Source organism: uncultured Brachyspira sp., assembly GCF_944388875.1.
Taxonomy (GTDB): Bacteria; Spirochaetota; Brachyspiria; order Brachyspirales; family Brachyspiraceae; genus Brachyspira.
The window spans coordinates 252011-278728 of the sequence record NZ_CALXKQ010000001.1; the positions used below are offsets into that span (position 1 = coordinate 252011).

Consider the following 26718-nt stretch of genomic DNA (forward strand, 5'->3'; position numbering starts at 1 on the left):
ATATTAAAAAAGTCAATTATTATTTTTATTATTTAATATAAAATTTATTAAACATATTTTTCCATTTGATGATATATTATATCAGCCAAACCGAAAGTTTTAGTTTTAGAGAATTCTTTTGCATATTCATCATAAAGCATATCTCCAAAAATTTGTTCAGCCATACCGCCGTCTATTAAACCGCTTTTATCAACTGTTTTTCTCATTTCTTTAAGCATCTGATTAATCATTAATGCTTCAAAATCCTCTGAAACTTGTCTTAAGCGTTTTTTTTCAAATTCTTTATCATATTTTGATATATTATTATTTTCTAAAGAAGATGCTTCATCTATAGAAAATTTAGCATTTCCGTATTGTTTTTTTGTGTTTTCTAATTTAGAAAGATTAGCACTATTCATACTTAAATTATATTTATCAGTTATATTCATATCTTAATCCCAAATTGTTAAATATATAAAATTTTATCGGTAAAGCAAATAAAGCCATTAGTATTTTTTATAGCAAATAAAAAAGGCTTAAACCGCATTAAAGATTTAAGCCTTATATTTTTAAATTACCAAGTTACAATGTACTCAGTATAAATATAGCCTTTGCTTATTGATTTAGTCATTTTTACCTTTGAACTATTAGGATATTTATACCTTATTATATTTTTTATCATTTCATCATAATAAGTTTCTATAATAGAATCATAATTAGGGAAATAATGTAAATGATAAATTATACGTTTTTTCTCTGCTTTTACAGCTTCAATATTAATATTCTTAAACATCTTTTTATTGAAATTAATAAATATATCAGCTAAAGTACGTTTTTGAGCAACTTTTATCAGCATTTTAGTAAATATACTAAACTTTTTAAAATCATATCTTGCTTTCTCTCTTATACCATCTCTTGAACCTTCATAAAACTCATCCATTATAGTAGTCATTGGTATAAAACATGAAGAAGATAATGGATATTTCTTTCTAAATTTCAATTTCTTAATATCTTTAAAGAGTAATTTGGAATCATCAGGCATTTGTTCAAGCATTTGTTGGAATTTATCTTTGCCGAAAGTTGCTATAACAAATCTATAAATACTTAAAACAAAAGCACTTCTGCCGTAAGCTCTATCCCCTTCATTAATAACTTTAATCTTCTCTTTAATAACCTCTTCAAAATCCTTAACAACATAGTTAGACATTTCTTTTTCTAAAGTGTCTACAGAATCATTAGCAACATTTGATAACTGTTCTATTTCTTTAATAAGTCCGAAAACATTTCCTATACTTTCGCTCATGTTCTGAGTTCTGGAAACTATATCATCAGTATTTTGAGATACTAATTTCATAGCTTCATCATTCTTTTTAGACAAATCTGAAAGATTTACCAAATCATCTTTAGCAACGGATATTCTGCCATGCAGTGTAGTATACTGTTCTTTAATTTCTTTTACAGCATCATATAAACTTTCTATAGAGCCGCTTATCTCATTTGTAGATACATACTTTTCATCAGAAACTTTTTTTACTTTAGTCATAGTATTAACAAAATTCTGCATTTTATTAAGCATGTCTTCTATACCGATAATTCTATCAGTCATACTTGACATAATGAGATTCATTTCTTTTTCTATATCTCTTAATATTTTCCAAGCCTTTTCAGACTGCAAATTAGTAGTTGTAGCAAGTTTTCTAATTTCTTCAGCAACAACAGCAAATCCCTTACCTTGTTCTCCAGCATGAGCAGCCTCAATAGCAGCATTCATCGCCAACATGTTTGTCTGCTGAGATATATCTATTGTAGAGTTTACGAAGTCTGTTATACCTCTTATAGAAGTAATAAGTGATTTTGTAATGCTCTCTGTTTTCATTATTTTTTCTTTACTGTCTTCAGTTAAAGCAACCATTTTTTCTGATTCTTCTTTTGCTTTTCCTACAGAAGCAGATACCTCCTGCATATCCTTTTGCATAGTTACAGTTAATGAATTAATTTGATTCAAGCTCACAGACTGATCATCAATTTTTCTTTGAAGATTATTAGTCATATCATCAATGGAAATTAATTCTGCTAAACTTGAAGCTATAATTTTATATATTTCCAAATTACTGCTTTCTACATGTTTAAACTCTGTTTGCTGAGATGATATATTATCTACTATTAAACTCACAGATTCTGTCATTGATCCTGCAGACTCAGATATATCTATCATCTTTTCTTTTAAAGCATTGCTTTGCTCTTTTGATATTTTGAGAGTTTTTGATACGCTTGAAAATACATGCTGAATCATATCAAAAAATATTCTTATCCAAGTACTCAAATCCCCAAGAGAGTCCTTAGAATTAATCCTGCTTACATTTACAAATATATTATTATCAAATACTCCAGACTCTAATTCCTGAGATATTTTTTCCAAAGGTTTCAATGATATAGGTATTGTAATATTTAGTACAACTATAATAATTATTACAGCAACTATTAATATTAAAAATATTGTATTATTTGTTGCTGTTAAAACATTATAGAAATAATTTGTAGGAACATACATGAAAATATTATAAAAACCGTTATCAAATTGTCTGAAAAATAAAGAATAAGACTGATCATCAACTATATAGTTTTCTCTTACTCTGGTATTAGTATAGAAAGTTGTATTATTAATAGCATTATCAACCCACTCTATATTTGTTAAACTAGAAAGTATATAATTAGGATTATCATGGTAAACTATTTTTTTATTTCTAGAGTCAAAAATTATTGTATTGAAAGGTCCTGTTTTTACTATATTAGTAAACATTTCATAAGCTATATCCAAAGATAAATCTGAAAGCGAAACACCTATAAGATTCTCATTCACGCTGGAATATATAGGAGATGAAAAAGAGATAACCTTTTGAGGTCTGTCTATATTCTTTAAATATGGAGAAGAAAAATACACAGTACTTGGTCTTTTAGCCTCTCTATTCCAGTTATCAGGCAAAGCTAAAGAATAAAATTCCTCCTGAGTATAATTATCTCTGGAAGTTTCTATTTTAGGCTGCATATTGCCAGTATCTCCAACATCATATAGATATAGAGAATAAATATCTCTCATATATGGATTATTATCTACTATATTAGGCTCAAAATATATACCGTTCGCTATTACATGATGCAAATCTCTTTGTGATTTATGGAAACGGTAAATAACTTTTCTAAGGTTTGTGGCTACATCCCTAACTGTTCCTGTAGAATATAAATCATAAGATACTGTGGCTATATCGGACAAGGAAACAGTTCCTACAGTAGTAGAGGCAAATATATTATCAAAAGTAGACACCATATCATAAAAATAATTCTGTGATACTGACATTGCTGAATCATATAATGCCTTTTTATTTGTTCTTGTATTTATAAAAATAGTAGGAGATAATACCAAAATAACTACTATGACTACCAAAAGAAGTACCTTATTCTTTAAACTCATATAAAAAACCTTATTATTTTATTAAAAAATTATTACTTAAATTGTCGGATATTTCTAATATATTATTGAGAATTATTAAAAATATATATATTATTTTTTGCTAAACCTTCTCAATAGTCTGCCTTTAAACATATTAATAAATGACATAAAATCATCATTTCTAAATATTATATTGACTACAGAATATATTAATACTCCAAACAATATAACTATAAAAACTTTAATTATAAAAAATATCCTAGAATCGCTATTATATAATATGTAGTATTTTAAACCATAAACAGCAGCAGCCATAAATAAACTGGATATAATAGTTTTTACTACCTCTATTTTTTTATTAATTATAGATTTAACAGCCATTCTTTTTATAAGCAATACATATAGTATACAAAAAGATACAATATTTGCAATAACACTTGATATTGATATTCCAATAATATCGAATTTAAATACATAAACACATAAATAATTACTTACAGCATTAATTATAAATGTAAAAAACGCTATATATACAGGAGTTTTCATATCCTTCATAGCATAAAAAGACTGTACTAATATTCTATAACTAGCTACAAAAAACAATGACACAGATAAATATCTTAAAGCACTTGATACTAAATATGTAGATTTTGAAGAAAATGCCCCATATTCAAATATCATTCTAACTATTTCTTTACCTAACACTATAAACCCGAAAGTGGCTGGAATAGTAACTAATGCCACAAGTCTTAAAGAATATGATAAAGTTTCAACAGCCTCATCTTTTTTGTTGTCTGTTATAAGTTTGTTTAAAGTGGGAAGCATAACAGTTGCAACACTTACAGCAAAAACTCCTAAAACAAATTCATGTATTCTAGTAGCAAATGTAACAGCAGAAACCCTACCCTCTCCGATAGCACCTGCAAATGCAGTAGATACCAGTAAATTGATCTGATATATACTAGCTCCAAATATACCGGGAGCAAATAATTTTATCATTTTTATAACATAAGGATCTTTAAAATTGAAATAAGGCTTAAAACTAAATCCCTGCTTATGAACAAAAGGCATTTGATACACAAACTGCACAAATCCTCCCAGTAATACAGCAAATGCAAATACATAAGCCATATTGCTGAAAAAATTAGGCATAAAAAAATAAAAAAACAGTGCCATAGATATAATGACTGTATTTAAAAGTATAGGACTTGCTGCCGAAATGGAATAATATCCTCTTATATTAAGAACTCCCTGCATTAATGCTGCTAATGATATAAATAGAAGATATGGAAACATTATTCTTGATAAATCGGATGCCAAACTTAATGCCTCTATATTATCTTTTCCAGATTTATAAAGTATATTAACAAGTAAAGGAGAAATTATGATACCAACAGCAACAACACCTATAAGTATTAATCCAAGAAGTGTAAAAACAGCTCTAAAAAATTTTTTTGATTCCTCTTTTCCTTTTTCTTTTTCAAGCTCTGTAAATACTGGTATAAAACTTGCTACCATATTGCCTTCAGCAAATAAACGCCTTAAAAGATTTGGAAGTATAAATCCTATGGCAAAAGCATCAGCTATAAATGTAGTTCCAAGTAATGCCCCCTGTATTTGATCTCTGACAAGTCCGAATACTCTGCTTATTGTTGTTACAAGCGACATTTTTAATGATGATTTGGCTATTTTTTCTTTGCTTACTGTTTTATTATCTGACATATTTCCTCTATAATAAATAAACTGCTGATAGTTTTTATTTTAAAATATTATTAATTATAACAGTATATCAAACATATCATAAAAAGCGAATTTATACTAAAAATTTTTTAGTTTTTTAGTTTATATATTTTTATGCATGCTTCTTTGAATAATGCTGCAGTAAAAAAATAATTGACACAAAACAAAGCCAAATATAGAAAAATAAAAATTAATTATGAAACAAATCTATTAATAATACATCAAAATGAAATCAAATTTTTCTTAAAAAAAATAAAAAAATTACGTTTTTGTGGAACTTTTACAAAAAATATTCGTCTAATTAATAAATTAAATATACATATAGGGAGTATACCTATAAAAAGAAATCTTTTTATTATTTTCACACTATTATTAACAGCAGTTATGAGCAATGCTCAAACAGCAAAAACCGAATCATACGAACTTGACAATATAAAAGTTGTCAACAAAAACGGATTAGCACTTAATGACTTTATATCGCTGCTTAAATCTGATCCTAATATAGTATTGGTTGATGCAAGAACACCAGAAGAAATTAAAGAAACAGGAACTATAAAAAACTCTGTTAATATTGACTACAGAGCTAAAGGCTACAGCAAAAAATTATTATCACTAGACAAAAACAAAAAATACATGTTCTATTGCAAAACAGGAGGACGCTCTGGAAAAACTGTGCAGTATATGCTTGATAACGGATTTAAAAATATTAATTATCTAAAAGATGCAGGATATGCAGAACTTTCAGTCGCTTTGAAATAAGTTTAATTGAATAAATATACTTAATTTAAATAAATACAAAAAGAGGGACTGTTTATTACAGTCCCTCTTTATAATTTTACTTATAATTAATTATAAAATTTATTATATATAAGGCTATTGAATAAATATATTTTAAATATATTATACATTGATGTTTAAAATCATAAAAATAATACTAATATCACTACTAGTGCTATTTGTAAATTATGACAATAAAAATCATAGTTCAAATTATAATATACCAATAGATGATTTATGTATTATAAGAAAGAATACTGGATTCCCATGTCCAAGCTGCGGTATGACTAGAGCATATATAGAAATGTTTAAGCTAAATTTTAAAAGAGCTTTTTATTATCATCCGTTATTCATTCTTCCTGCTGTAATCTTTTTGACTGCCTCATTAAGAAAAAAATCAAAAACAGCAGATAAAATATACAATAATCATTATATTACAATTACTATATTAATAATATTTATAGCAGTATATATAGTGAGATTTATAACTTTATTTCCAGATGAAGAGCCTTTTACATACAACTATAACAGTAATCTATACATATTTATACAAATAATACAAAATATAAAATAGACTATTAAGCATAAATTTTATTATATTAAATATTGATTTTTTTTTAATAATATATATAATACTTCAGTGCTATTTTTTACATAAATTATTGTTTATTTATTTTTATTTACTAAATTGGTTGGATATCTTATGAATTTTTTTACTAAAATAAAACTATATATAATAGTTCTTATATTCTCATGCAATTTAATATTTGCTAAAAGCGGTTTTGAAGCCATATTAAATATTCCTTTTGGCATAACATTATCATACCCAAATGAAACTCTTAAAAATTTAGGATATAAAATGTCCCCTAATCTGGATGCATCTGTACTACTGCAGACTGGATATATGTTCTCTATAGTTGAAAACTTTTCTATAAGTGCTTTAGGCGAAATAGGATATTCTTATGACAGTTTTTCTGTATATAAAAAAGAAAATGATATCTCTAATATAATTTCATGCTTTACACATAATATACAGCTTGGAATATTATCAAAATTCAATATAAAACAATATTCAATAGGAATAGGCGGAGGAATGAAGTTTCCTATGTATGTTAATTATTTAGTAAAAAATAATAATTCTATAGTAAGCAAAGATTCTATAAAAACTGCTGATATAAAAAATTATTTTGATTCTGTTTTTTCTTGGTATGTAAAAGCAAGTATAGATTATTATGTATTTTTTACTGATATTCTAGCATTGAACATAGGTGCGTATTTTTTATATGATTTTGGCTTAAAAGGAAAAAAAGAGTATAATAATACCATAGGATTCAGCAGTTTTGATGTAGGAATACAAATAGGGTTCAGGTTCGGTCCAAAGCCTTAATATCATAAAATTTATATCTTTATTACAATTTATTCATAATATAAATTATTTTCCCATTTTAATATTTATATGGTTTAATTTATGTGCAGTTTTTTACGTTAATAATGAAAAAAATATGATTAATGTTATAATACAAATGTGATTTTTATTATATTTAATGAAGTCAAGTGTTGAAATAGGAAGATAAAATATGAGAATTATATTGATATTGTTTATATTATTATCTGTATATTCTTCACTTTTTGCTGAGGAGATTATAACTAATTATCAAAATACGAATTATGAAGATGTAAATGATATAGACTATGAAGATTATAATGAGGAGGAAGATAATCAGGATTTTGATACCCCAAATAATATACAAGTTCTGCATAAAAAGAAACAGCTTCTTCTTGACAGCATGATAATAATAAGAAAAAAAGATATAAAAGAATCAAAATCAAAAAACATAGCTGAGCTTATAAGAGAATATGCTAATATAGACATAAAAAATAAAACGGTATATTCACAATCCACATTCATATTAAACGGTGAAATACTTAATAACGAAAAGAAAAAAATATATCTATTTTTATATGATAAAAACAATATAGACTCTATAGATATTAATTATCATGTTATGACAGGAAGAATAGTATATAACATATTAAGCAAGAATTATGCAAAATCTGAAGAGATTTTATATATGAATCTTTCAAGAGATGTTCAATTAGAATCATCAAAAACTATAGGATATACAAAAACTCAGACTAATGAAAGTAAAACTTCAGGAAAGATGAATCTATTAGAATATAATATAAAAAATCAAAATAACAGCTCTTTGAAATTCAATTTAGATACATCAGGAGAAGAAAGAGGAGGGAGTACTAAAAAAAGCACCTCAGCAGATTTCAGATCTTATATAAACGGAGATGTTAACTTTAATATCAATCCTATAAAAGAGATATCTTTAACAGGCAAATACTTCGTAAATATGCAGACAGATATTGCTTTATTAAATAAAGGATACACAAACAGTATAAAAAATCAGAATATATATCAAGGCGGAAATATAGGATTATCTATAAAACCAACAAGCATGATAACAATAGAAGCATTATATTTTATAAGCAGTAAAAAAGACCTGTTAAATGTAACTAATAATAATTATTTAACAACGCAGGGAAACAGAACAAGCATAACATTCAGCATACCAATAAGACAAATTAATTCTACCATAAAAATAAAAGGTAATTATTCTTATTTGGTTGGCGAAAATTTATATAATGTTAGCGTTCAAAATAACAGCCTTCCTGGACTTCCTAAACATCAATTTAATACATCATTGGAATATGTTTACAGCAAAACAAGTGATTTAGAATCCAGCATACTATTTAATGTTCAGTATATAGGAGATGAATATAATAATGCCACTCAAACAGACCTTGACAAAGCATACACAACTTTTGATATAATAGCTTCTTTCATATTCAAAAAAGATATATCACTAAAATTTGGAGTAAAAAATATATTAGATGTAAAATATGAAAATATAAAAGGATATCCTATATCAAGCAGAGAGTATTTTCTTAATGTATCTGCAAAATTAAGATAAAATATAGAATTTTATGACCTAATACAAAGATTTGATTTATTTACGCACGCAGAACAAAGTTAAAACTACATAATTATTTGCAATTCAAATTTATGTTATATTAAAAATTTGGTTTATCGTGCGTTAATAAAAATTCTAAATTTAATAAAAGCTAGGGCGGGTGTGCTTTTGTAATTAGGCAGTAAAATTAATTAGAATTCTATTTTTAATAAAAACATGAAATTTATAAGGGCGGGGTATGTTTAAAAAATTTTAAAATCTATTTTCATTTTCCCACCCTTTATATTTTCTGCTTTAATATACAATTTCTATATTATTTTTCTTTTTGGTTAGAAATAGTCATGGCACTACCCACCCAAGTGTTTTTTTAATTTATTTCTAACCCACCGCACACAGAACGAATTTGAAAATATAATGTATTTATAATTTGTATTTTTTTATATTATAAATTTTATTAACCGTGCGTAGTATAAAAACAATTATTATAATTGTATCAAAATACTCGACAAAATTAGTAATAAAATTAGTTTTGGAACAAGTCTAAAGTACTTTTCAAATATATATAGTTTATGTATTACAATTTTATAAATAGTGATTTTTTATACATTGTTTTTATTTTAATATAATATTTCATATAAGGATAAAGTATTTCTCTTGCTGTAGGCAGTAGTTAATATAGTTCTTTATGTACTCCCTGTACTACAAAAAACTGGGTATACTTCCAACTATTAAAATTATAAATATATACATAGCTACATAACCAAAATTTTTAAAAAAGTGTTGAATTATTTATTTTAATATAGTATAATCCGCCAATGGATATTAATAAGATGAATAATACTTTGGGCTTAATCAAGCCAAGCCAAGCCAAGCCAAGCCAAGCCAAGCCAAGCCAAGCCAAGCCAAGCCAAGCCAAGCCAAGCCAAGCCAACTAATATAATAATCTTTATTTTAAAAAATTATATAATTCTAATAATCTGTGTTAGGTATTTTTGTTTAGAAAAATTTGATACAATAGGAGATATAAAATGGATAGAAAAACAATAGATATGATAGTATGGTGGATACCTTTTAGACGATTAAGAGATGTTGTAAGATGTACTTTAAATGATATACATTCTATTCTAAATGAAACAATAGATACAAAAAATAAAATAAATAAGATATTATCAAAAGAGAATATAATATACCCTTGCAAATTATCTGATATAGATTTTTATTTTTATGATTCTATGATATCTTGTACTACAGATGTAGTAAAAAAAGAAATAGGTCCATATAATTTTGATTCAATAGATTTCAAAGAAGGTGATATAGTGATAGATATCGGAGCCAATATTGGCATGGTATCTATATATTTAGCTAAAAAATATCCTTTTTTAAAAATATATGCTTTTGAACCCGTAAAACAAAATTATGAAAATTTATTAAAAAATATAGAAATAAATAATATACCTAAATATACAATTACAGCTGAAAATGTTGCAATAACTAAGGATAGAAGAGATATTGATATAATAATTCCATTATATAATACAGCTGCAAGTAGTTTCGTAATAGAACGCGGTACAACAGCATTAACTTCAAATATTGATATACATGTACAATCAATCACATTTGATGATATATTTAAAAAATATAATATAAATAAATGCAAATTATTAAAAATTGACTGTGAAGGTGCTGAATATGAAATATTATACAATGCTAGTAAGGAAAATCTAAAAAAATGTGAGAATATGAGAAGAGAATTTCATGGATGTATAGATGAACAAAAACAATTATATGAGTATTGTTCTAAGTATATAAAAAACATAGAATAAACTTGTTTTTAAAGTTATTTTTACTTATAGCTATATTAGCTTTATTAAAAAATGTTATAGATATACAGATAGTATGCTTTTCTTGCTATAATATTTTTTTAGTGAATAAATCTTCTTTGATTATTCTAAAAATGTGTATTTTTTAATCAATATTTTCTTTACATTTTTTTATTATTTTTTTAATTTTTTACCTTAATATTCAAAACATATATAATATAAATTTATGTTCTTCTGTTATAATTCAAGTATGAAAGATATTAACATACTTAATGATTTATTTATGCGGTATATATTGGAAAATATTGTTAATGCTGTTTTTAAATGAGGAAGGATTCAGACAAGGTATAAAATAAAATCAAATATTAACAGCTAAAAATATGAAAAATAAAAATATGGATTTGAACCTCATAAGCGAATTAACAGGACTAAGTATAGATAAAATAGAATAAATATAAAAAAATAATTAATTATGATTTAAAAGGTTATAAAATTAAATACTTTTTTATCAAAATAAATTTATTCCAGTTATTTTATTTTACATTATAAATTAATTATATATAATTCAATATTTACTTATTTCTATAAAATTGTATAATTCAATATTATGAAAAAGACATTTCTTATTATTGACGCATTCGGTATACTTTACAGATACCATTTTATTTTTTTGAAAAGACCTCTATTAAACTCTAAGGGGCAGAACGTTTCATCTATTAATGGTTTTATGAGAACTTATTTCTCGCTCATTAATACATATCCTGCAGAATATATTGCTATAGCATTGGATAGTTCCAGAAAAACTTTTAGAAATGAAATATATAAAGAGTACAAAGAAAACAGAGAAAGCATGCCTGATGATTTAAGGAGCCAGATACCTATACTCTATAATCTTATAGATGCTTTGGGAATATCTAGAATAGTTCTTGATAATTATGAGGCTGATGATATTGTAGGAACTATTGCCGAAAAAAATAAAAAAGAGAATATTAAAACTATTATTTACTCTCCTGATAAAGATATACTTCAGCTTGTAGATGATGATGTCAGAGTGGTTGCCAGCAATAAAGATAATGAGCTTATGGAGTATGATGCTGAAACTGTAAAAGAAAAAAGAGGAGTTTATCCTAATCAAATAATAGATTTACTTTCTCTAATGGGGGATGCTTCAGATAATATACCGGGAGTAAAAGGAGTAGGAGAAAAAACTGCTTTAAAACTTCTTGAAGAATATAAAAGTTTAGATGGAATATACGAAAATATCGATTCTATTAAAGGAAAGGTTCAGGAAAAATTAATTGAATCAAAAGATATGGCATATATGAGTTACAAACTCGCTACTATTGAAAGAAATATAAAAGATTTTAATTTAGACTATAATGAAATAGCAAGCAATAAAATAAATATTGAAGAAGTCAATAAAATATTAGATGAATTGGAATTAAAGCAAATAAGAGATAAAATAAACTCTTATATAAATGTGGTAAGCAGCAAAAAAGAAGATAAGGTGAAAATTTCAAATAATGCAATTAATTCATCTAAAACAGAAGAAGATACAAAAGAAGAAAGCCCAATACTTAGTGCTAAGGATAATAAGGCAAGCTATTATTTAATAGAAAATGAAACAGAATTAAAAAATTTATTAAATGATATTAATAGTAAAAAATTGGTATGCATAGATTTTGAAACTACAGGTCTTGATACATTTAAAGATACTATAATAGGAATTTCTTTTGCAATAAAGTCTAATGAAGCATTTTATTTAGATTTAAGCAGCAGAACAAATATAGATAAAGAAAAATGCTTAAATATGGTGTTTGAAACTTTAGCTAAAGAAGATATAAAAGTTATAGGGCATAATCTTAAATATGAATATAAGATGATGAGGGCTATTAATAAAAGTTTCGGAAATTTATATTTTGATACTATGGTGGCTGCCTATTTGATTAACCCAACAAGAGGAAGATATAATATGGACGATTTAGCTATAGGATATCTTTCATACAATACTATAAAATACAGTGATATAACAGATAATGCCAAAAAAACTTTATTGGAAGTGCCTTTAAAAGATGTTGTAGAATATGCATGCGAAGATGCGGATATAACATTCAGATTTTATGAATGCTTTGCCCCGCTTTTAAAAACACATAATCTTGAAGACTTATTTTTTAACATAGAAATGCCTCTTGTAAGCGTACTTGCCGACATGGAATTTGACGGAGTATATATAAGCAGCGAAAAAATGAAATCATTATCCGATGAATACTCCTCACTTTTAGAGAAAACAAAGAAAAAAATATACGAAGAAGCAGGAGAAGAGTTTAATATACAGTCTCCAAAACAGCTTGAATATATACTATTTGATAAAATGGGTATACCTCCTACCAAAAAAACTAAAACAGGATTTTCTACTGATGAGGAAGTATTAACAGAATTATCACAGAAATATAAAATAGCCGAGTATATGCTCACATACAGAAAATATGCAAAATTAAAAAACACATATCTTGATGTATTTCCTACTTTGATAAATGAAAAAACAGGAAGAATACATGCTTCATTTAATCAGACAGTAACAGCTACTGGACGTTTGTCATCATCAGAACCTAATTTGCAAAATATTCCAGTAAGAGGAGAAGAAGGCAGAGAGATAAGAAATACATTCATAGCAGAAAAAGGAAATTTGCTTATAGCTGCCGACTATTCCCAAATAGAATTAAGACTATTAGCACATTTCAGTAACGACCCTGCTTTGGTAGAAGCTTTTAAAAATAATGATGATATTCACAGAAAAACAGCAATGAAAATATATTCCGTAAGTAAAGAGCATGTAACTCCTTCAATGAGAAATATTGCCAAAATAATAAACTTCTCTATTATTTATGGGAAAACAGCATTTGGCTTATCCAAAGAACTTGGTATAAAACGCAAAGAAGCAGATGATTTTATAAAAGGATATTTTTCTACTTATTCTAGGGTAAAACCTTTCTGTGAGGAAGTTGTTGAGGAAGTAAGAAATAAAGGCTATGTTCGTACTATGTGCGGAAGGATTAGAGATTTATCTAAGACTATAAACTCATCAAATGCTATGGCTAGAAATGAGGCTGAAAGAATGGCTTTAAATACTCTTATTCAGGGAAGTGCTGCAGATATGATAAAGGTTGCTATGGCTGCTATACATAAAGAGTTTAAAAATCATTTGAAAACTGCAAAAATAGTCATGCAAGTTCATGACGAATTAGTAGTCGAAGTTTCAGAAGCAGAAGCTGATAAAGCTATGACTATAATGAAAGAGATAATGGAACATTCAGTAAAAACTAATGTGCCTATAACTGTTGATATACATAAAGGAAACAGCTGGGGAGAGGTTCATTAATATTCTGATTTTTAAAGAAAAAGAGTTTTGTATAAAATTTAGGAGTTTGTAATGAGAATAATTGAAATTGTTAATTATGATCCTAATTGGAAGAATTTATATGCAGAGGAAGAAGTAAAAATAAAAAATATTCTTAATGATATACTCATAAGCATTCATCATATAGGAAGTACATCAATAGAGAATTTAAAAGCAAAACCTATTATAGATATACTAGCTGTAGTTGATGATATAAATAAAGTTGATCATTATAATAATGATTTTTATAATGTTGGATATAAAGCTATGGGAGAAAATGGAATAGCAAACAGAAGATTTTTTATGAAAGATTATATTAATGATAAAGGTACCCAAAAAAGATTTTCTCATATACATATATTTGATATTAATAATAAATTTGATGTTGAAAGGCATTTAGCTTTCAGAGATTTTTTAAAAGCTAATAAAAATATTGCAGAAGAATATGTTAAAATAAAATTACAAGCTTTAAAAAATTGTAATAATGATATTGAATTATATTGCAATTATAAAGACAAATTTATAAAAGACACTGAAAAAGCAGCATTGGAATTTTATATAACAAAATTATAAATATTATAAAATATTATTTTATTAAATTTCTTATTAATGACAGAGAATCATTTTATAGAATGAAAGATTTATTTTATAATTAAACTATTTTAAGAAGGTATTATGTAAATTAACTATAATAAAAAAATATAAATTTATTTGATAACAAATTAAAATATTTTAATAGATAATAAAAAAAATAATAATATACATAAAGTTTTTTTTATATTTTTAAAAATATACATTTTTTACAATTTTATTTATTTCTATTTTTTATATAAACTGTTTTATTTATAAAATTCTATAAGGAATGAACATGGTTAAGAAAATATTAATAAGTTCAATTATGATTATATCTCTAATATCATGCGGTAATAAATCGCAGCAAAATGATTCAGCAAAAAATAATACAGAAAACAAAGTTATAGAAAATGGCTCTTGGAATATTGATACACAGCAGTCAGATGCTATAAACGAAGATATTAAAACAATTTTTTCTAATGCAACAAAAGAACTATTAGGTGTAAAAAGAGAATTAATGCTTTATCTAGGAAATCAAATTGATGAAGGAATAAATTATGCTTTTATATGCAGAAGTGAAATCCTCGCTCCGTCTGCCCTTCCATATTATGAAATTATTATATGTAATGTGTCAGATCAAAATGAAACATCAATAACAAAAATAGAAAAAATTATAGAAAGTAGCCAAAGTTCTGTAGGCGGTATAATATGTACTTCTTCAGATGAAGCTAAAATTAACACTTCAAAATCAAAAGAGTCTGAAGATATAATAAAAATATTTGAAAATGCTATTAAAAATGCTGGAGATGTAAAATATAATCATGAACTTTATGTTGCAAATCAAGTTGTAAAAGGAATTAATTATTATTTCATAGCAAGCGACGAAACAAGCATAAAATTATTAACTATAAACAATTTTATGGATTCAAGTGAAATAATTAAAACAGAAAACATATTATAAATAAAAAATATTCTCATTCAATTAACATAACAATGCAGATTTATGATATTTAAAACCGATAATAATTTGCAGAGGGTATAAACTATGAGAAACATAAGATATAAATATTTGCTTGTTATTTTATCGGTAGTATTAATAACTACTTTAGGAAATTTATATGGTCAGAATAATCTAAATACTTATGCTATACGTATTAATCAAAATGATATTTTGATTGATAAATTAGCCAATGGTTATCAAATCTATATAAAGAAAAAAGGAAATACTGCAGGATTGAGATTGTATTCAAGACTGCCTAATGGAAATTACTCTTATCTTTATATTAACAATACTGGAAATACTAATTCAATAGTTAATATAAATAATGTAGATTTTCATAACAGCCTTGGAGAGGTATTTGAAGTATTCATTCCAGAAACATTATATTTAGACAGAAGAAATAATAATTCTGTTTTCAGACTAAGCGATAGTATTAATATAATATTAGAGTCTTATGATACAAATGGAAACACATTATTAGATAATGAAATCGTTTTCAGAGTGAATAATAACAGTACTTCAAGACCTACTATAACATTAAGAAATGTAGAAAAAGAAGGTGATTTGTATGCATTTTATTTGTATTATTCAGGAGGCGATAACGGAGAATACGCTTTCTATGTAAGAGAAGGAAAAACAAATACAGCATATAAACTAATAAACACTTATTATGGAAGCACATTAAATGCTGATAATAGTGCTGTAGTATTGGAAAACACTTATAATAGAGAATTAGGTAAAAAACTATATATTAAAGCATATTTTAAGCAGCTGCCTAAAGACAGATACTTATCATTTAATGTCTTTAATATAAGAGGTGAAAGTTTTACCTACCCTATAGACTATGTTATAGAAACAACTAATGTACAGCAGGAAGTTATACCTCCTCAAATGCCTAGCGGAGGAAATGAAGGAGATGTGCCTAGAAGACCTATAGATAAAGTTATAGATCAGTCTACAAATACTATTATAGTAAGCAGTAAAAAAGAAGAACCTATTATACTTGCAGAAAGTGAAAATAAAGAAACTGCAAAATCAAATGAAGTGGATATGAAAGAAATAAAAATTACTGAAAACGTAGTAAAAAAAAACAACTTTTATGACGGAGAGGCAATGGATGCATTAGACAATACGAGCAAAGCATTCCATACTCCTAATAATTATGCTGAAGATGAAGATGAACTTACTGACAAATTGAAAAGTATAATAGACAGATATAAGAATGCAGGCAGTATAGACTTGGTTATAGTGCTTGATACAACAGAAAGTATGCATCCTTATCTTAAAACTATAAAAAGAGAAATAAGAGGCATAGTAAGAGAATTATTTGACAATCATAAAGAAGCTAGAATAGGATTCATGCTTTATAGAGATGTTAAAGATACATACTTTACAAAGATGATAGACTTCAGTGATAATATTAATGTTATAAACAGGGAAGTTAATTATTTTTATGCTGCTGGAGGCGGAGATAAGCCTGAACCTATGTACGAAGCTATACAGGAAGCATTAGAGAAATTTAATTTTACTAATGAAAAAAAATTAATAATAGTTGTAACAGATGCACCTGCTAAAGTTATAGGAAGAGCTAATTTAGAGCTTAATGCTAAAACTGCAGAAGCAAAAGGCATAACTGTAGAATTGGTATTAACCTCAGAAATTGAAGAAGAAGATACATCAGATGATCATTTATATTTTCTAAGCTTCTAATTAAAAATTATAAAGCCCTTGTATTATTAATGTACTTGGGCTTTTTTATTTCATAAAATCATTAATAATATTATTAATTTCAAATTTAGGTATATAAATTTGATTGAAATCCTCAATATCAACATCCATTACATATATGAGTGAAGATATTTTTTTGTTTCTATTTGCTATAGCATTAAAATCACTATTTATCTTTTCTATGTTTTTATTATAATTTTTTATATACTCTTTTATATCATTTTCTTTTGATATATTATATTCAGCAGATAAAATAATAAAATTAGCCTCTTTTATTTTTTCCAATGCATCTTTTTTATCATTAAAACTTTCAAAATCTTTTAAACTATTTTCAAACTGTACTACCCCATTCTTAGCAGCTTCAATATACTTTAAAAATAATTTTTTTATTGTACTGTCATCCAAAAATACATTTTCAGATTTTTTCTCATAATTACTATTTATATTTTCTTCTGTTATTACTTCTCTTACAGTTTCTATATTATCATCATTACCATTATTATTACTCTCAATATTTAAATTAAACTCCTCATCACTGTAATAATCAAAATTAAGCATAGCATCAGCTTTATTTAAAACATATTTCAAAATAGAATACATCAAAATTCTAATATCATTATCCTCAAAATTAAAAGCTATATTTTCATTACTATCAATATTTATAATTGGTATATCATTATTCTTTAAAAACTCTTTAATAGATAATTTTACTAATTTTAAAGCCTTTATATCAGCATCTTCTTTACTGCTGTTTTTAGAAATTTCATTATTGTAAATATCATCTAATAATTCAAATTTTACTTCTATACCCTGATCCTCATAATAATAATATTTCTTAGAAGCTCTTACATTCCTGCTATGATTAATTACGATATTTAAATACTTATCATTATTTATATAATTTAATCTATTCAATACAGTTTCTATTGCTGTAATATTTTTAATCCCAATAGGTTCATAATTACTTGCCTGATTATCATTATAAACCATAGCTGCTCTATAAAAATAACTCATATTATCCTCCATTTTTTATAATATATATAACTTATTTTATTTGTCAATTTGTTTTTTATAATATAGACAAAAAGTATAATGTTAATTATAATAAAAAATCAAAATAAATAATTAAGATTGTTATGGGATTTATAATGGATAAGATTTTAACATTAGATGAAATAAATAATTTAGCAGAAAAAAATTATAATAAAAAATTCGATAAAAGCACATTATTTATAGATGATTCTATAATATCAAATGTACTTACAAAGGATAAAAGTTCAGCTGTTTCAAGCAGAGTTATAAGATATATTTTAGGAGAATATTTAGATATAAAAGAGCCTTACAGAATTAGAAATGCCGATTTAATAGGATGCTCTTTAGATAATAAAAGTTTAAGCGATGCTATGGAAAATGTATATAATGCTTGGAATGAAGATAATAAAACTAAATCAATACTTTATCCATACTGCATATTTGCAAATAATAATCAGCTTGATAAACTATATCAAAAGGCAAAAGAAATAGGAAGCAGCAGGTCTAAACTATCATGCTTTATGCTTGAGGCTATTGCTTTAAGCGGAACAAAAAAGGGATTCGGATTAGTGTATGAAGCATCAAGAAAATTCAAGCAAAGCAGTGTAAGAAATAGATGTTCGGAAATTTTGTTTAATATAACTAAAAGACTGGGAATAAGCAAAGAGGCTTTTGCAGATAAGGTTATACCAGATTTTAATTTTAATAAAGACGGTGTTAGAATAGTAGAAAGCAGCGGTACAAAATTTAAGATAACATTAAAATCAGATTTCACTATATCAATATTCGATGAAATAAAAAATAAAGAATTCAAAACGTTCCCAAAAGATTTTCCAGAAGAGGCAAAAAAAGAATTATCAAAGATAAAAAGCGAAATAAATAAAGTATTAAAAACTCAAACAGAACGTATGCAGTTGGTATTTATGGATGCAAGGAAATGGACAGTTACAGAATGGAAGGAGGTATTTTTTGAAAATCCTTTTATGAAAGCATTTGCTATTAAGCTCATTTGGGGAATATATGATAAAAATAATAATTTATTAAATACATTCAGATATATGGAAGACGGATCATTTAATAATATAGACGATGAAGAAATAATAATAGATGATAATTCTTTAATAACTTTAATAAGTCCAGTAGAAATAAAAAAAGAATTAATATTAAAATGGAAAAATCAGCTTGCAGATTATGATATAGTGCAGCCTTTCAATCAGTTATCAGAATACACAAAAGAAGAATTAATTTCTAAAATACCAGAAACTGTAACTGTAGGAAATATTAAAAACACAGCACAAAAATTGGGAATGGAAAAGGAAGAAGACGGAGGATTGATAGAAGGATATTATATACATGACTCATACAATAATGCATTAGTATATATTTCAGTATCAAATATGTATTATGGTTCTGGCAATAATGATGAAACTAATATAAAAATCAATTTTAAGAATTCAGATAATAGATTTGAATACGGAGCTTATTTAATATTATCTAATTATTTAAAATAAAAGAGGGAAAAAATAATCCCTCTTTATTTATATAAATAAAAAATATTTTCTATTCTTTATATGAATAATAAAACTTATGAACTGAAAGAGGATCATATAAAACATCTTTCAATTTAGAAGAAACCAATAAAGGTTCTGAATAAAAATACATAGGTATTATTGCAAAACTATTTATTAATATATCTTCAGCCTTATGCATAGCTTCCATTCTTATTTTTTGATCCGATGTGCCTAAAGCAGTTTTTATATATTCATCATACTGAGCATTGCTGAAAGATGAAAAATTATAAGGAGAGTAGCTTGCAAATAATTCTAAGAAGTTTATAGGATCATTAAAGTCGGCAAACCATCCGCCTCTTGCTATTGTGAAATCTCTTGAAAATCTTCTGCTTAAAAATACGGACAATTCCTCCTGAACTATTTTTGTATCTATACCTAAATTCTCCTTCCACATCTGCTGAACGGCCTCAAAAATTGCAACATTTATACCGGGATCAGAATTAAATTCAAATACAGGAAAACCCTCTCCATTAGGATATCCAGCCTCAGCCATTAATTTTTTAGCCTCTTCTATATTATTTTGATAATTCTCACTGCTTACATCAAAATAATCTCCGCCATTCTCTCTGAAATCTCCAGATGCATCTTTAACACCATAATGAACAAAGCACTGGCTGCCCTCTCTCCCGCTTTAGTTATCTGTTTAACTATATACTCTCTGTCAATAGCCAAAGCTAAAGCCTTGCGTATTCTAACATCCTTCAATACCTCATTAGTAGTACTCAAGCAGTAAAAGAAAGATGCTAATGAAGGTTTTATCTGAATCAAACCCTCCTCCTGTAAAGCGGGTATATCCTGTGTAGGAAGTATTTTAGAAAAATCTATAGAATCCTCTTTTATGCCAGCAACAGATGCTGTTTCATTTTGCATTATAATAAAGTTTAGTTTTTCCGCTACTATAGAATCGCTGTTCCAATAATTAGTATTTTTTACCATAACTATTTTGTCATCTGCACTTATTTCAATAGTGGTATAATGTCCGTTTCCTATATATGTTTTTGCATCCAAGCTCCAGCTATCGCCATACTGCTCTACTATATCTTTTCTTACTGGAAAGAATACTGAAAATGATGTCAAATCTAAGAAATATGCTGTAGGACGTTCTAATAATACCTCAAATGTATAATCATCTATAGCTTTTACTCCTAAATCATCAGTACTCAATTCCCCAGCAATAATCTTATCAGCATTTTTTATCGGAGACATTAAATAGTTATAATCACTTACAGTTATAGGATCAACAACTCTCTTCCATGTATAAACAAAATCATTAGCGGTAACTATTTTACCGTCATTCCATTTAGCATTAGTTCTTAAATGAAACACATATCTTGTACCGTTATCAAACTCCTCCCAGCTTTCAGCAACACCTCCTACTATATTTCCAGACTTATCCGTTCTAGTTAATCCTTCAAAAGCATGAGCAATATAATACGAGCCTATTAATGTAGAACTTAAACTAGGATCTATAGCTTTAGTCTGAGGACCTAAATTTATATTTATAGTTTTTTTATCATCAGAAGGCGATGAAGATGAGCATGAAACTGATAACATTAGTATGAATATCAGAATTGCATTTAGTTTATTATTCATTTATAAAACTCCTTAAATTTATTGAAACTATTATATATTTCATATATTAACTGTTAAGCGGGAACTTTTTTAAATTTCATACGTCTAATATAGTATAAAGAGAGTTACTTTAGACATTTGGAGGTTTATGAAAGATTTAAGATGCTTTAAATATTTAGGAGGTTTATATTTAATGCATCTTAAAATAATAAGGAGGTTTTATTATATGTTTAAAGTAACTTTACTTATATATTGTTCCTATAACAAATAGATTTAAGGTACATTGATATTAGCAAGTAAATTTTCTATAATCATATCGCTATTAACATTTTCAGCCTGTGCTTCATAGCTTATGCTTATTCTATGCCTTAGTATCTCATAAGCAACGGCTCTGATATCTTCAGGCATAACAAATCCCCTTCCCTGCATCATGGCATTTGCTTTAGCTGCTTTAGTTAAATATATTCCAGCTCTTGGAGAAGCACCGTACTCTATATATTCAGACTGAAGTTTATATTCCTTAGGATTTCTAGTGGCATCTATAATATTTACTATATAATCTATAAGTCTTTCTTCTATATGTATTTGATTTGCTAATTTTCTTAATTTTTCTATAGTTTCTATAGTAGTTATAGATTTTAATTCTTCAGGTTTTGAAGATGACATATTTTTTATAATAGTTTTCTCCTCGCTTTTTGTAGGATACTGAACTATTACCTTTAACATAAATCTATCAACCTGTGCTTCTGGAAGAGGGTATGTTCCTTCCTGCTCTATTGGGTTTTGCGTTGCCAATACTAAAAATACATCAGGCAGCTGATAAGTAGTATCCCCTATTGTAACCTGATGCTCTCCCATAGCCTCAAGCAATGCTGACTGAACTTTTGCAGGAGAACGGTTTATCTCATCAGCCAATATTATATTAGAAAATATAGGTCCCTGCTTAGGTACGAATGCTGAATTTTTTATATCATAAATTTCTGTTCCTACTATATCTGCAGGAAGTAAATCTGGTGTAAACTGTATCCTCTTGTATGTGGCGTCTATTGTACTTGCTAAAGATTTTACAGTTAATGTTTTTGCTAATCCTGGTACTCCTTCTAATAATACATGCCCATCGCATATAATACCTAAAAGAAGTTTATCTATCATATTTTCCTGACCGATTATAACTTTTTTTATCTCATTTTTTATTGCCTGAACAACATCAAGTGCCATTTTTGAGGCTTCTGAAATTACTTGTAAATCTTTTGAATTGCTGTCTACCATTTACCAAATTCCTTTTCTTCTTATATGTTTTTTAAAGATTTTTTATTTTGCCTATGCTGATCTATTATAAATTTATAAATCAAAAAAGCAATAAGCACTATTATAACCCATTGACCAATCATAATAAGTATAAACCAAGAACTAAAAACTCTTATATCATATTCTCTTATAATTTCTTCCTCTGGAACTAAACTATTTCCCCGTTCTATATTATAATATCTAGCTTCCAATTCAGGTATTTTTAATTTGCCTTTAGTAATAGGCTTTAATGTATATGTTATCTTATAATTCATAGAAGCAATTTCATTATCTTTATGTATAGTTTCGCTTTCTATTTTTTTATTAATAACCTCAAAATCACTTATAGCATTTTCATTTAAGCCTTCAACTTTAAACTTACCCGCATCGCCTGTAAATAAAAGAGAATACTCTATAGTCTGCCATTCATATATACTCTTTTTATTAACTTTCTCTTCAACTATAACTATAGGATATAGTATATTTGTCATCATTACTATTAAAAAAATATAATATTTAATCATTGAAGTAGATTATATAAAAAATAAAAAAAAGTCAATATAAAGTAAAAAAACTTATCTTATAAATCTGTTAAAATCAAAAGTATATGATAAATAAGCACCTATACCGAAATAAAATCCGCTTGCTAACTGCTCTAAATAAGGAGTAAAGTTAAGAGAAAGACTAGCATCGCTGTTTAATACCAAATATAAACCCAAACCTAAATGATTAAGATATAGAAATGCCTTATTATAAAAATCATAAGCTATATGATATTCTAAATATATTCCTGCAAGAGAAAATCCGAATAATGCCCCCGGATAAACACCGAAAGCCGCCTTTAATCTTAAAGATTCAACTACTCCTCTAGGATCATTAAAATACATTGGAACTTCAAAGTTAAAAAATGCTGTAAAGAAGTCGCCTAAACCTATTAAATAATGAAGCTGAGGATTAAGTCCGAATTTCTGCTTGGATGACCCAGGAAATAATACCTCCACTGCTCCTATAAAGCCGTTAAAAAATTGGAATCTAGGCATTATAGAAAACTGAGGCTCTCCTTCTACTCCAACTCCTACTTCAGGTATATAAGTAATGGGAAGCACTCTTGCAAAGATATCAAAATTTCTAAAAATACCAAAATTAATCATAATAGGACTTGAAAGCGTATAATTCTTAGTACCTATTCTGTCATTATTTAAATAAATTGTTCCGCCAAGACGCAAAGCTCCTGTCATTCCTGTATACATATTATATGGAAAGGAATAAAGAAACGCTGACAATATTAACGTAAAAATAAATGTAAAAACAAACTTTCTCATACTATACTTCTAACTTTTTAATAATATATTAATATATTATCTAAAAAATATCAATAAATAAATATTGCTTTAAGTAAAATACAATTCTATGAATATAGTAATTTTTTAATTTTATAGTCCAAAATTTGACTTTTAAAAACTATATGATATAATCTACTTAAAAGTTCATCAAAGGTTGGATAAGATGTCTAATTATTAGATTTCTTCTCCAGCCTTTTATTTTTTGCAGGAGTGCAGATTATGGATATACTTAAAGCAGATGTTAAAAAAATATTTTTTAAATATTTGTATGCAAGTTTTGGAAGTGCTTTAATAGCGGCAATTTATTCTATAGTGGATGTCGCTATGGTAGGACAATATGAAGGGGATAATGGAGCAGCTGCATTAGCTGTATTTGCTCCTATATGGAATATAATATACAGCATAGGCATGTTATTTGGTATTGGAGGATCTGTACTTTTTAGTAAGTCAAGAGGTTCAGGAGAGCATGAAAAATCAAATATTTTCTTTACTGCTTCATTCATTGCTCTGTCAATAGTTATATTTATAATTTGGGTTTTATCAATAGTATTTGAAGATAATATACTTTATTTTTTTGGTGCGGATGATGTACTTTTAAGATTAGCTAAAATATATTTTCTTCCTATAAAAATAATTCTTCCCTTATTTTCATTCAGTCAGTTTTTTGCTGCATATCTTAGAAATGATAATGCCCCTATGAAAGCAACAATTGCTGTTATGGCAGGCGGAATATTTAATATATTTGGAGATTACTTTTTTGTATTTGTATGCGACATGGGTATATTTGGTGCTGGTCTTGCTACTGCTATAGGACAGGTTATTACCGCTTCAATTTTAATATCTCATCTATTTACGAAAAAGAATACTTTAAAATTTGTAAAAGTAAATAAATTATTTTCATTATCAAAGAATGTCATATCAATTGGTTTTTCTACATTTTTTATAGATATAGCAATGGGAATACTAGCTTTAATGTTTAATAATCAGATAATGAAATATTTTAACTCTTCAGCATTAGCAGTGTACTCTGTAATAATTAATATTAATATATTAGTTCAGTCATCAGCTTATGCAATAGGACAAGCAGCACAGCCTATAATATCTGCTAATTTAGGTGCAGGCAACATGAACAGAATAAAATCTGCAGTAAAATACGGTATATTTACAGCTTTAATACTAGCAATAGTATCTACTTTATTTACATACTTTAATACTGACTTTTTAATGAAAGCATTTATGAAGCCTTCAGATGAAGCTTTAAGTATATCAAAAAATATTATGAGAGCTTATTTTATATCATTCTTAATACTTCCTTTCAATGTATATGCAACATACTATTTTCAGGCTATAATGAAACCAGCCTCTTCATTTATAATTGCTGTATTAAGAGGGCTTATAATAAGCGGTATTTTAATATTTGTAATGCCTTTAATATTTACAAGAGAAAGTATATGGTACGTTATGACTATTACAGAAATTTTTGTTTTTATAATTGTTATGGTATTTTTTATCAAATATAGAACTATATATTCAAAATAATCATCTTAATTATAAAAATAATTATTAAATTTAATATAATCAATAAAAAATCAAAGGAGATACATAATATGAAACTTTTAGATAAAAAAATAGCATTAGTAACATCAGCAACCAGAGGTATAGGTTTAGCCTGTTCAAAAAAATTAGCAGAAAATGGAGCAAAGGTTTATTTAGCTGTAAGAAGACTTGATGCTGGAAAAGAAATTGCAGATGAAATAATAAAAAACGGCGGAGAAGCTGATGCTGTATACTTTGATGCGACAAAAGAAGAAACATTTACTTCCATGGTTGAAGATGTAGTTAAAAAAGAAAATAGAATAGATATACTTGTTAACAATTTTGGTACTACTGATACTAATAAAGATTTTGATTTAGTTAATGGAGATACAGATGCATTTTTTAATATAGTTAATGAAAACTTGAAAAGTGTTTATCTTCCTTCAAAGGCAGCAGTCAAACAAATGATAAAAACAGGAGGAGGAAGCATAATTAATATTTCTTCAGTAGGAGGTATATTCCCAGATATGTCAAGACTTGCTTACGGCATATCAAAATCAGCTATAAACTTCCTTACAAAAAATATTGCAGTTCAGTATGCCAGACAAAATATAAGATGCAATGCTGTACTTCCTGGATTTGTAGCAACTGATGCAGCTATGGAGAATATGTCGGAAGATTTTTTAAAATTATTTTTGAAAAATGTACCTTTAAACAGACCAGCATCTCCAGAAGATATTGCTAATGCTGTACTATTTTTTGCAAGCGATTATTCATCATTTATAACAGGAGAAACTATGCCTGTAGCAGGAGGCTTCGGACTTCCTTCTCCTATGTACAGTCAGTATATGGATATGGGAGGAAAAAAAGGATAATAGCTGTTTTTGTAAAAAAAGCCTATACTCTTAAAAGAATATAGGCTTTTTATTTAGTT

Annotated in this window: 20 protein-coding genes and 2 pseudogenes; 13 read left to right on the forward strand and 9 right to left on the reverse strand. The window is 26.6% G+C overall.

Annotated features, from left to right (window positions below):
* Positions 1–47: 47 nt before the first annotated feature.
* From Q0J69_RS01195 to murJ, 3 genes are all read right to left on the reverse strand, one after another.
* The gene (locus tag Q0J69_RS01195; RefSeq protein WP_297203539.1) at positions 48–428 is read right to left on the reverse strand and encodes a rod-binding protein; all 381 of its coding nucleotides are present in this window, start codon (positions 426–428) and stop codon (positions 48–50) included.
* Positions 429–553: 125 nt separating this feature from the next.
* Positions 554–3448 (reverse strand): methyl-accepting chemotaxis protein, encoded by a 2895-nt coding sequence (locus tag Q0J69_RS01200; protein WP_297203541.1) that lies wholly within the window; start codon positions 3446–3448, stop codon positions 554–556.
* 90 nt (positions 3449–3538) lie between these two features.
* Positions 3539–5149 carry a murein biosynthesis integral membrane protein MurJ gene (gene murJ, locus Q0J69_RS01205; protein WP_297203543.1) on the reverse strand — a complete coding sequence of 537 codons (1611 nt, stop codon included), beginning with the start codon at positions 5147–5149 and terminating at the stop codon, positions 3539–3541.
* A gap of 354 nt (positions 5150–5503) precedes the next feature.
* On the opposite strand from murJ, the gene Q0J69_RS01210 reads away from it, so the two are divergent.
* The 4 genes from Q0J69_RS01210 (at position 5504) to Q0J69_RS01225 (ending at position 8925) form a co-directional block, all read left to right on the forward strand.
* Positions 5504–5926, forward strand: coding sequence for a rhodanese-like domain-containing protein (locus Q0J69_RS01210; protein WP_366030052.1), 423 nt, complete (start codon positions 5504–5506; stop codon positions 5924–5926).
* Between the two features lie 190 nt (positions 5927–6116).
* On the forward strand, positions 6117–6518 hold the full coding sequence (locus Q0J69_RS01215) for a DUF2752 domain-containing protein (protein ID WP_297203547.1): 402 nt from the start codon (positions 6117–6119) through the stop codon (positions 6516–6518).
* A gap of 129 nt (positions 6519–6647) precedes the next feature.
* Positions 6648–7331, forward strand: coding sequence for a hypothetical protein (locus Q0J69_RS01220; RefSeq protein ID WP_297203549.1), 684 nt, complete (start codon positions 6648–6650; stop codon positions 7329–7331).
* Between the two features lie 190 nt (positions 7332–7521).
* Positions 7522–8925 (forward strand): TonB-dependent receptor, encoded by a 1404-nt coding sequence (locus Q0J69_RS01225; protein ID WP_297203551.1) that lies wholly within the window; start codon positions 7522–7524, stop codon positions 8923–8925.
* Positions 8926–9694: 769 nt separating this feature from the next.
* Here the strand turns inward: Q0J69_RS01225 and Q0J69_RS01230 are convergent.
* The gene (locus tag Q0J69_RS01230; RefSeq protein ID WP_297203553.1) at positions 9695–9856 is read right to left on the reverse strand and encodes a hypothetical protein; all 162 of its coding nucleotides are present in this window, start codon (positions 9854–9856) and stop codon (positions 9695–9697) included.
* 97 nt (positions 9857–9953) lie between these two features.
* On the opposite strand from Q0J69_RS01230, the gene Q0J69_RS01235 reads away from it, so the two are divergent.
* The 6 genes and pseudogenes from Q0J69_RS01235 (at position 9954) to Q0J69_RS01260 (ending at position 17425) form a co-directional block, all read left to right on the forward strand.
* A complete protein-coding gene (locus Q0J69_RS01235) occupies positions 9954–10748 on the forward strand; it encodes an FkbM family methyltransferase (RefSeq protein ID WP_297203555.1) in 795 nt (264 codons plus the stop codon).
* A 323-nt stretch (positions 10749–11071) separates the two neighbouring features.
* Positions 11072–11197: pseudogene (locus Q0J69_RS01240) on the forward strand (ATPase); the annotation flags it as partial.
* A gap of 155 nt (positions 11198–11352) precedes the next feature.
* Positions 11353–14124, forward strand: coding sequence for a DNA polymerase I (gene polA, locus Q0J69_RS01245; protein WP_297203557.1), 2772 nt, complete (start codon positions 11353–11355; stop codon positions 14122–14124).
* Between the two features lie 51 nt (positions 14125–14175).
* On the forward strand, positions 14176–14715 hold the full coding sequence (locus Q0J69_RS01250; protein WP_297203559.1) for a GrpB family protein: 540 nt from the start codon (positions 14176–14178) through the stop codon (positions 14713–14715).
* Between the two features lie 295 nt (positions 14716–15010).
* Entirely contained in the window at positions 15011–15676 is a 666-nt protein-coding gene (locus tag Q0J69_RS01255; protein WP_297203561.1) for a hypothetical protein, read from the forward strand.
* A gap of 84 nt (positions 15677–15760) precedes the next feature.
* On the forward strand, positions 15761–17425 hold the full coding sequence (locus Q0J69_RS01260) for a vWA domain-containing protein (protein WP_297203564.1): 1665 nt from the start codon (positions 15761–15763) through the stop codon (positions 17423–17425).
* Between the two features lie 45 nt (positions 17426–17470).
* Here the strand turns inward: Q0J69_RS01260 and Q0J69_RS01265 are convergent, their stop codons facing one another.
* Positions 17471–18457 (reverse strand): hypothetical protein, encoded by a 987-nt coding sequence (locus Q0J69_RS01265; RefSeq protein ID WP_297203566.1) that lies wholly within the window; start codon positions 18455–18457, stop codon positions 17471–17473.
* Positions 18458–18591: 134 nt separating this feature from the next.
* Between Q0J69_RS01265 and Q0J69_RS01270 the strand changes: the two genes are divergently transcribed.
* A complete protein-coding gene (locus Q0J69_RS01270; RefSeq protein WP_297203568.1) occupies positions 18592–19986 on the forward strand; it encodes a DUF4132 domain-containing protein in 1395 nt (464 codons plus the stop codon).
* Between the two features lie 49 nt (positions 19987–20035).
* On the opposite strand, the pseudogene Q0J69_RS01275 reads toward Q0J69_RS01270, so the two are convergent.
* The 4 genes and pseudogenes from Q0J69_RS01275 to Q0J69_RS01290 all read right to left on the reverse strand — a co-directional run bounded on the left by Q0J69_RS01275 (position 20036) and on the right by Q0J69_RS01290 (position 24227).
* Positions 20036–21639 (reverse strand): annotated as a pseudogene (locus Q0J69_RS01275) (peptide ABC transporter substrate-binding protein).
* Positions 21640–21891: 252 nt separating this feature from the next.
* The gene (locus Q0J69_RS01280) at positions 21892–22836 is read right to left on the reverse strand and encodes an AAA family ATPase (protein WP_366030054.1); all 945 of its coding nucleotides are present in this window, start codon (positions 22834–22836) and stop codon (positions 21892–21894) included.
* A 71-nt stretch (positions 22837–22907) separates the two neighbouring features.
* Positions 22908–23396 carry a BatD family protein gene (locus Q0J69_RS01285; RefSeq protein WP_297203572.1) on the reverse strand — a complete coding sequence of 163 codons (489 nt, stop codon included), beginning with the start codon at positions 23394–23396 and terminating at the stop codon, positions 22908–22910.
* Positions 23397–23480: 84 nt separating this feature from the next.
* The gene (locus tag Q0J69_RS01290; protein ID WP_297203574.1) at positions 23481–24227 is read right to left on the reverse strand and encodes a hypothetical protein; all 747 of its coding nucleotides are present in this window, start codon (positions 24225–24227) and stop codon (positions 23481–23483) included.
* A 240-nt stretch (positions 24228–24467) separates the two neighbouring features.
* On the opposite strand from Q0J69_RS01290, the gene Q0J69_RS01295 reads away from it, so the two are divergent.
* Together Q0J69_RS01295 and Q0J69_RS01300 are read left to right on the forward strand one after the other, a co-directional pair.
* On the forward strand, positions 24468–25787 hold the full coding sequence (locus tag Q0J69_RS01295) for an MATE family efflux transporter (protein WP_297203576.1): 1320 nt from the start codon (positions 24468–24470) through the stop codon (positions 25785–25787).
* Positions 25788–25855: 68 nt separating this feature from the next.
* The gene (locus tag Q0J69_RS01300) at positions 25856–26659 is read left to right on the forward strand and encodes an SDR family NAD(P)-dependent oxidoreductase (RefSeq protein WP_297203578.1); all 804 of its coding nucleotides are present in this window, start codon (positions 25856–25858) and stop codon (positions 26657–26659) included.
* Positions 26660–26718: the final 59 nt, after the last annotated feature.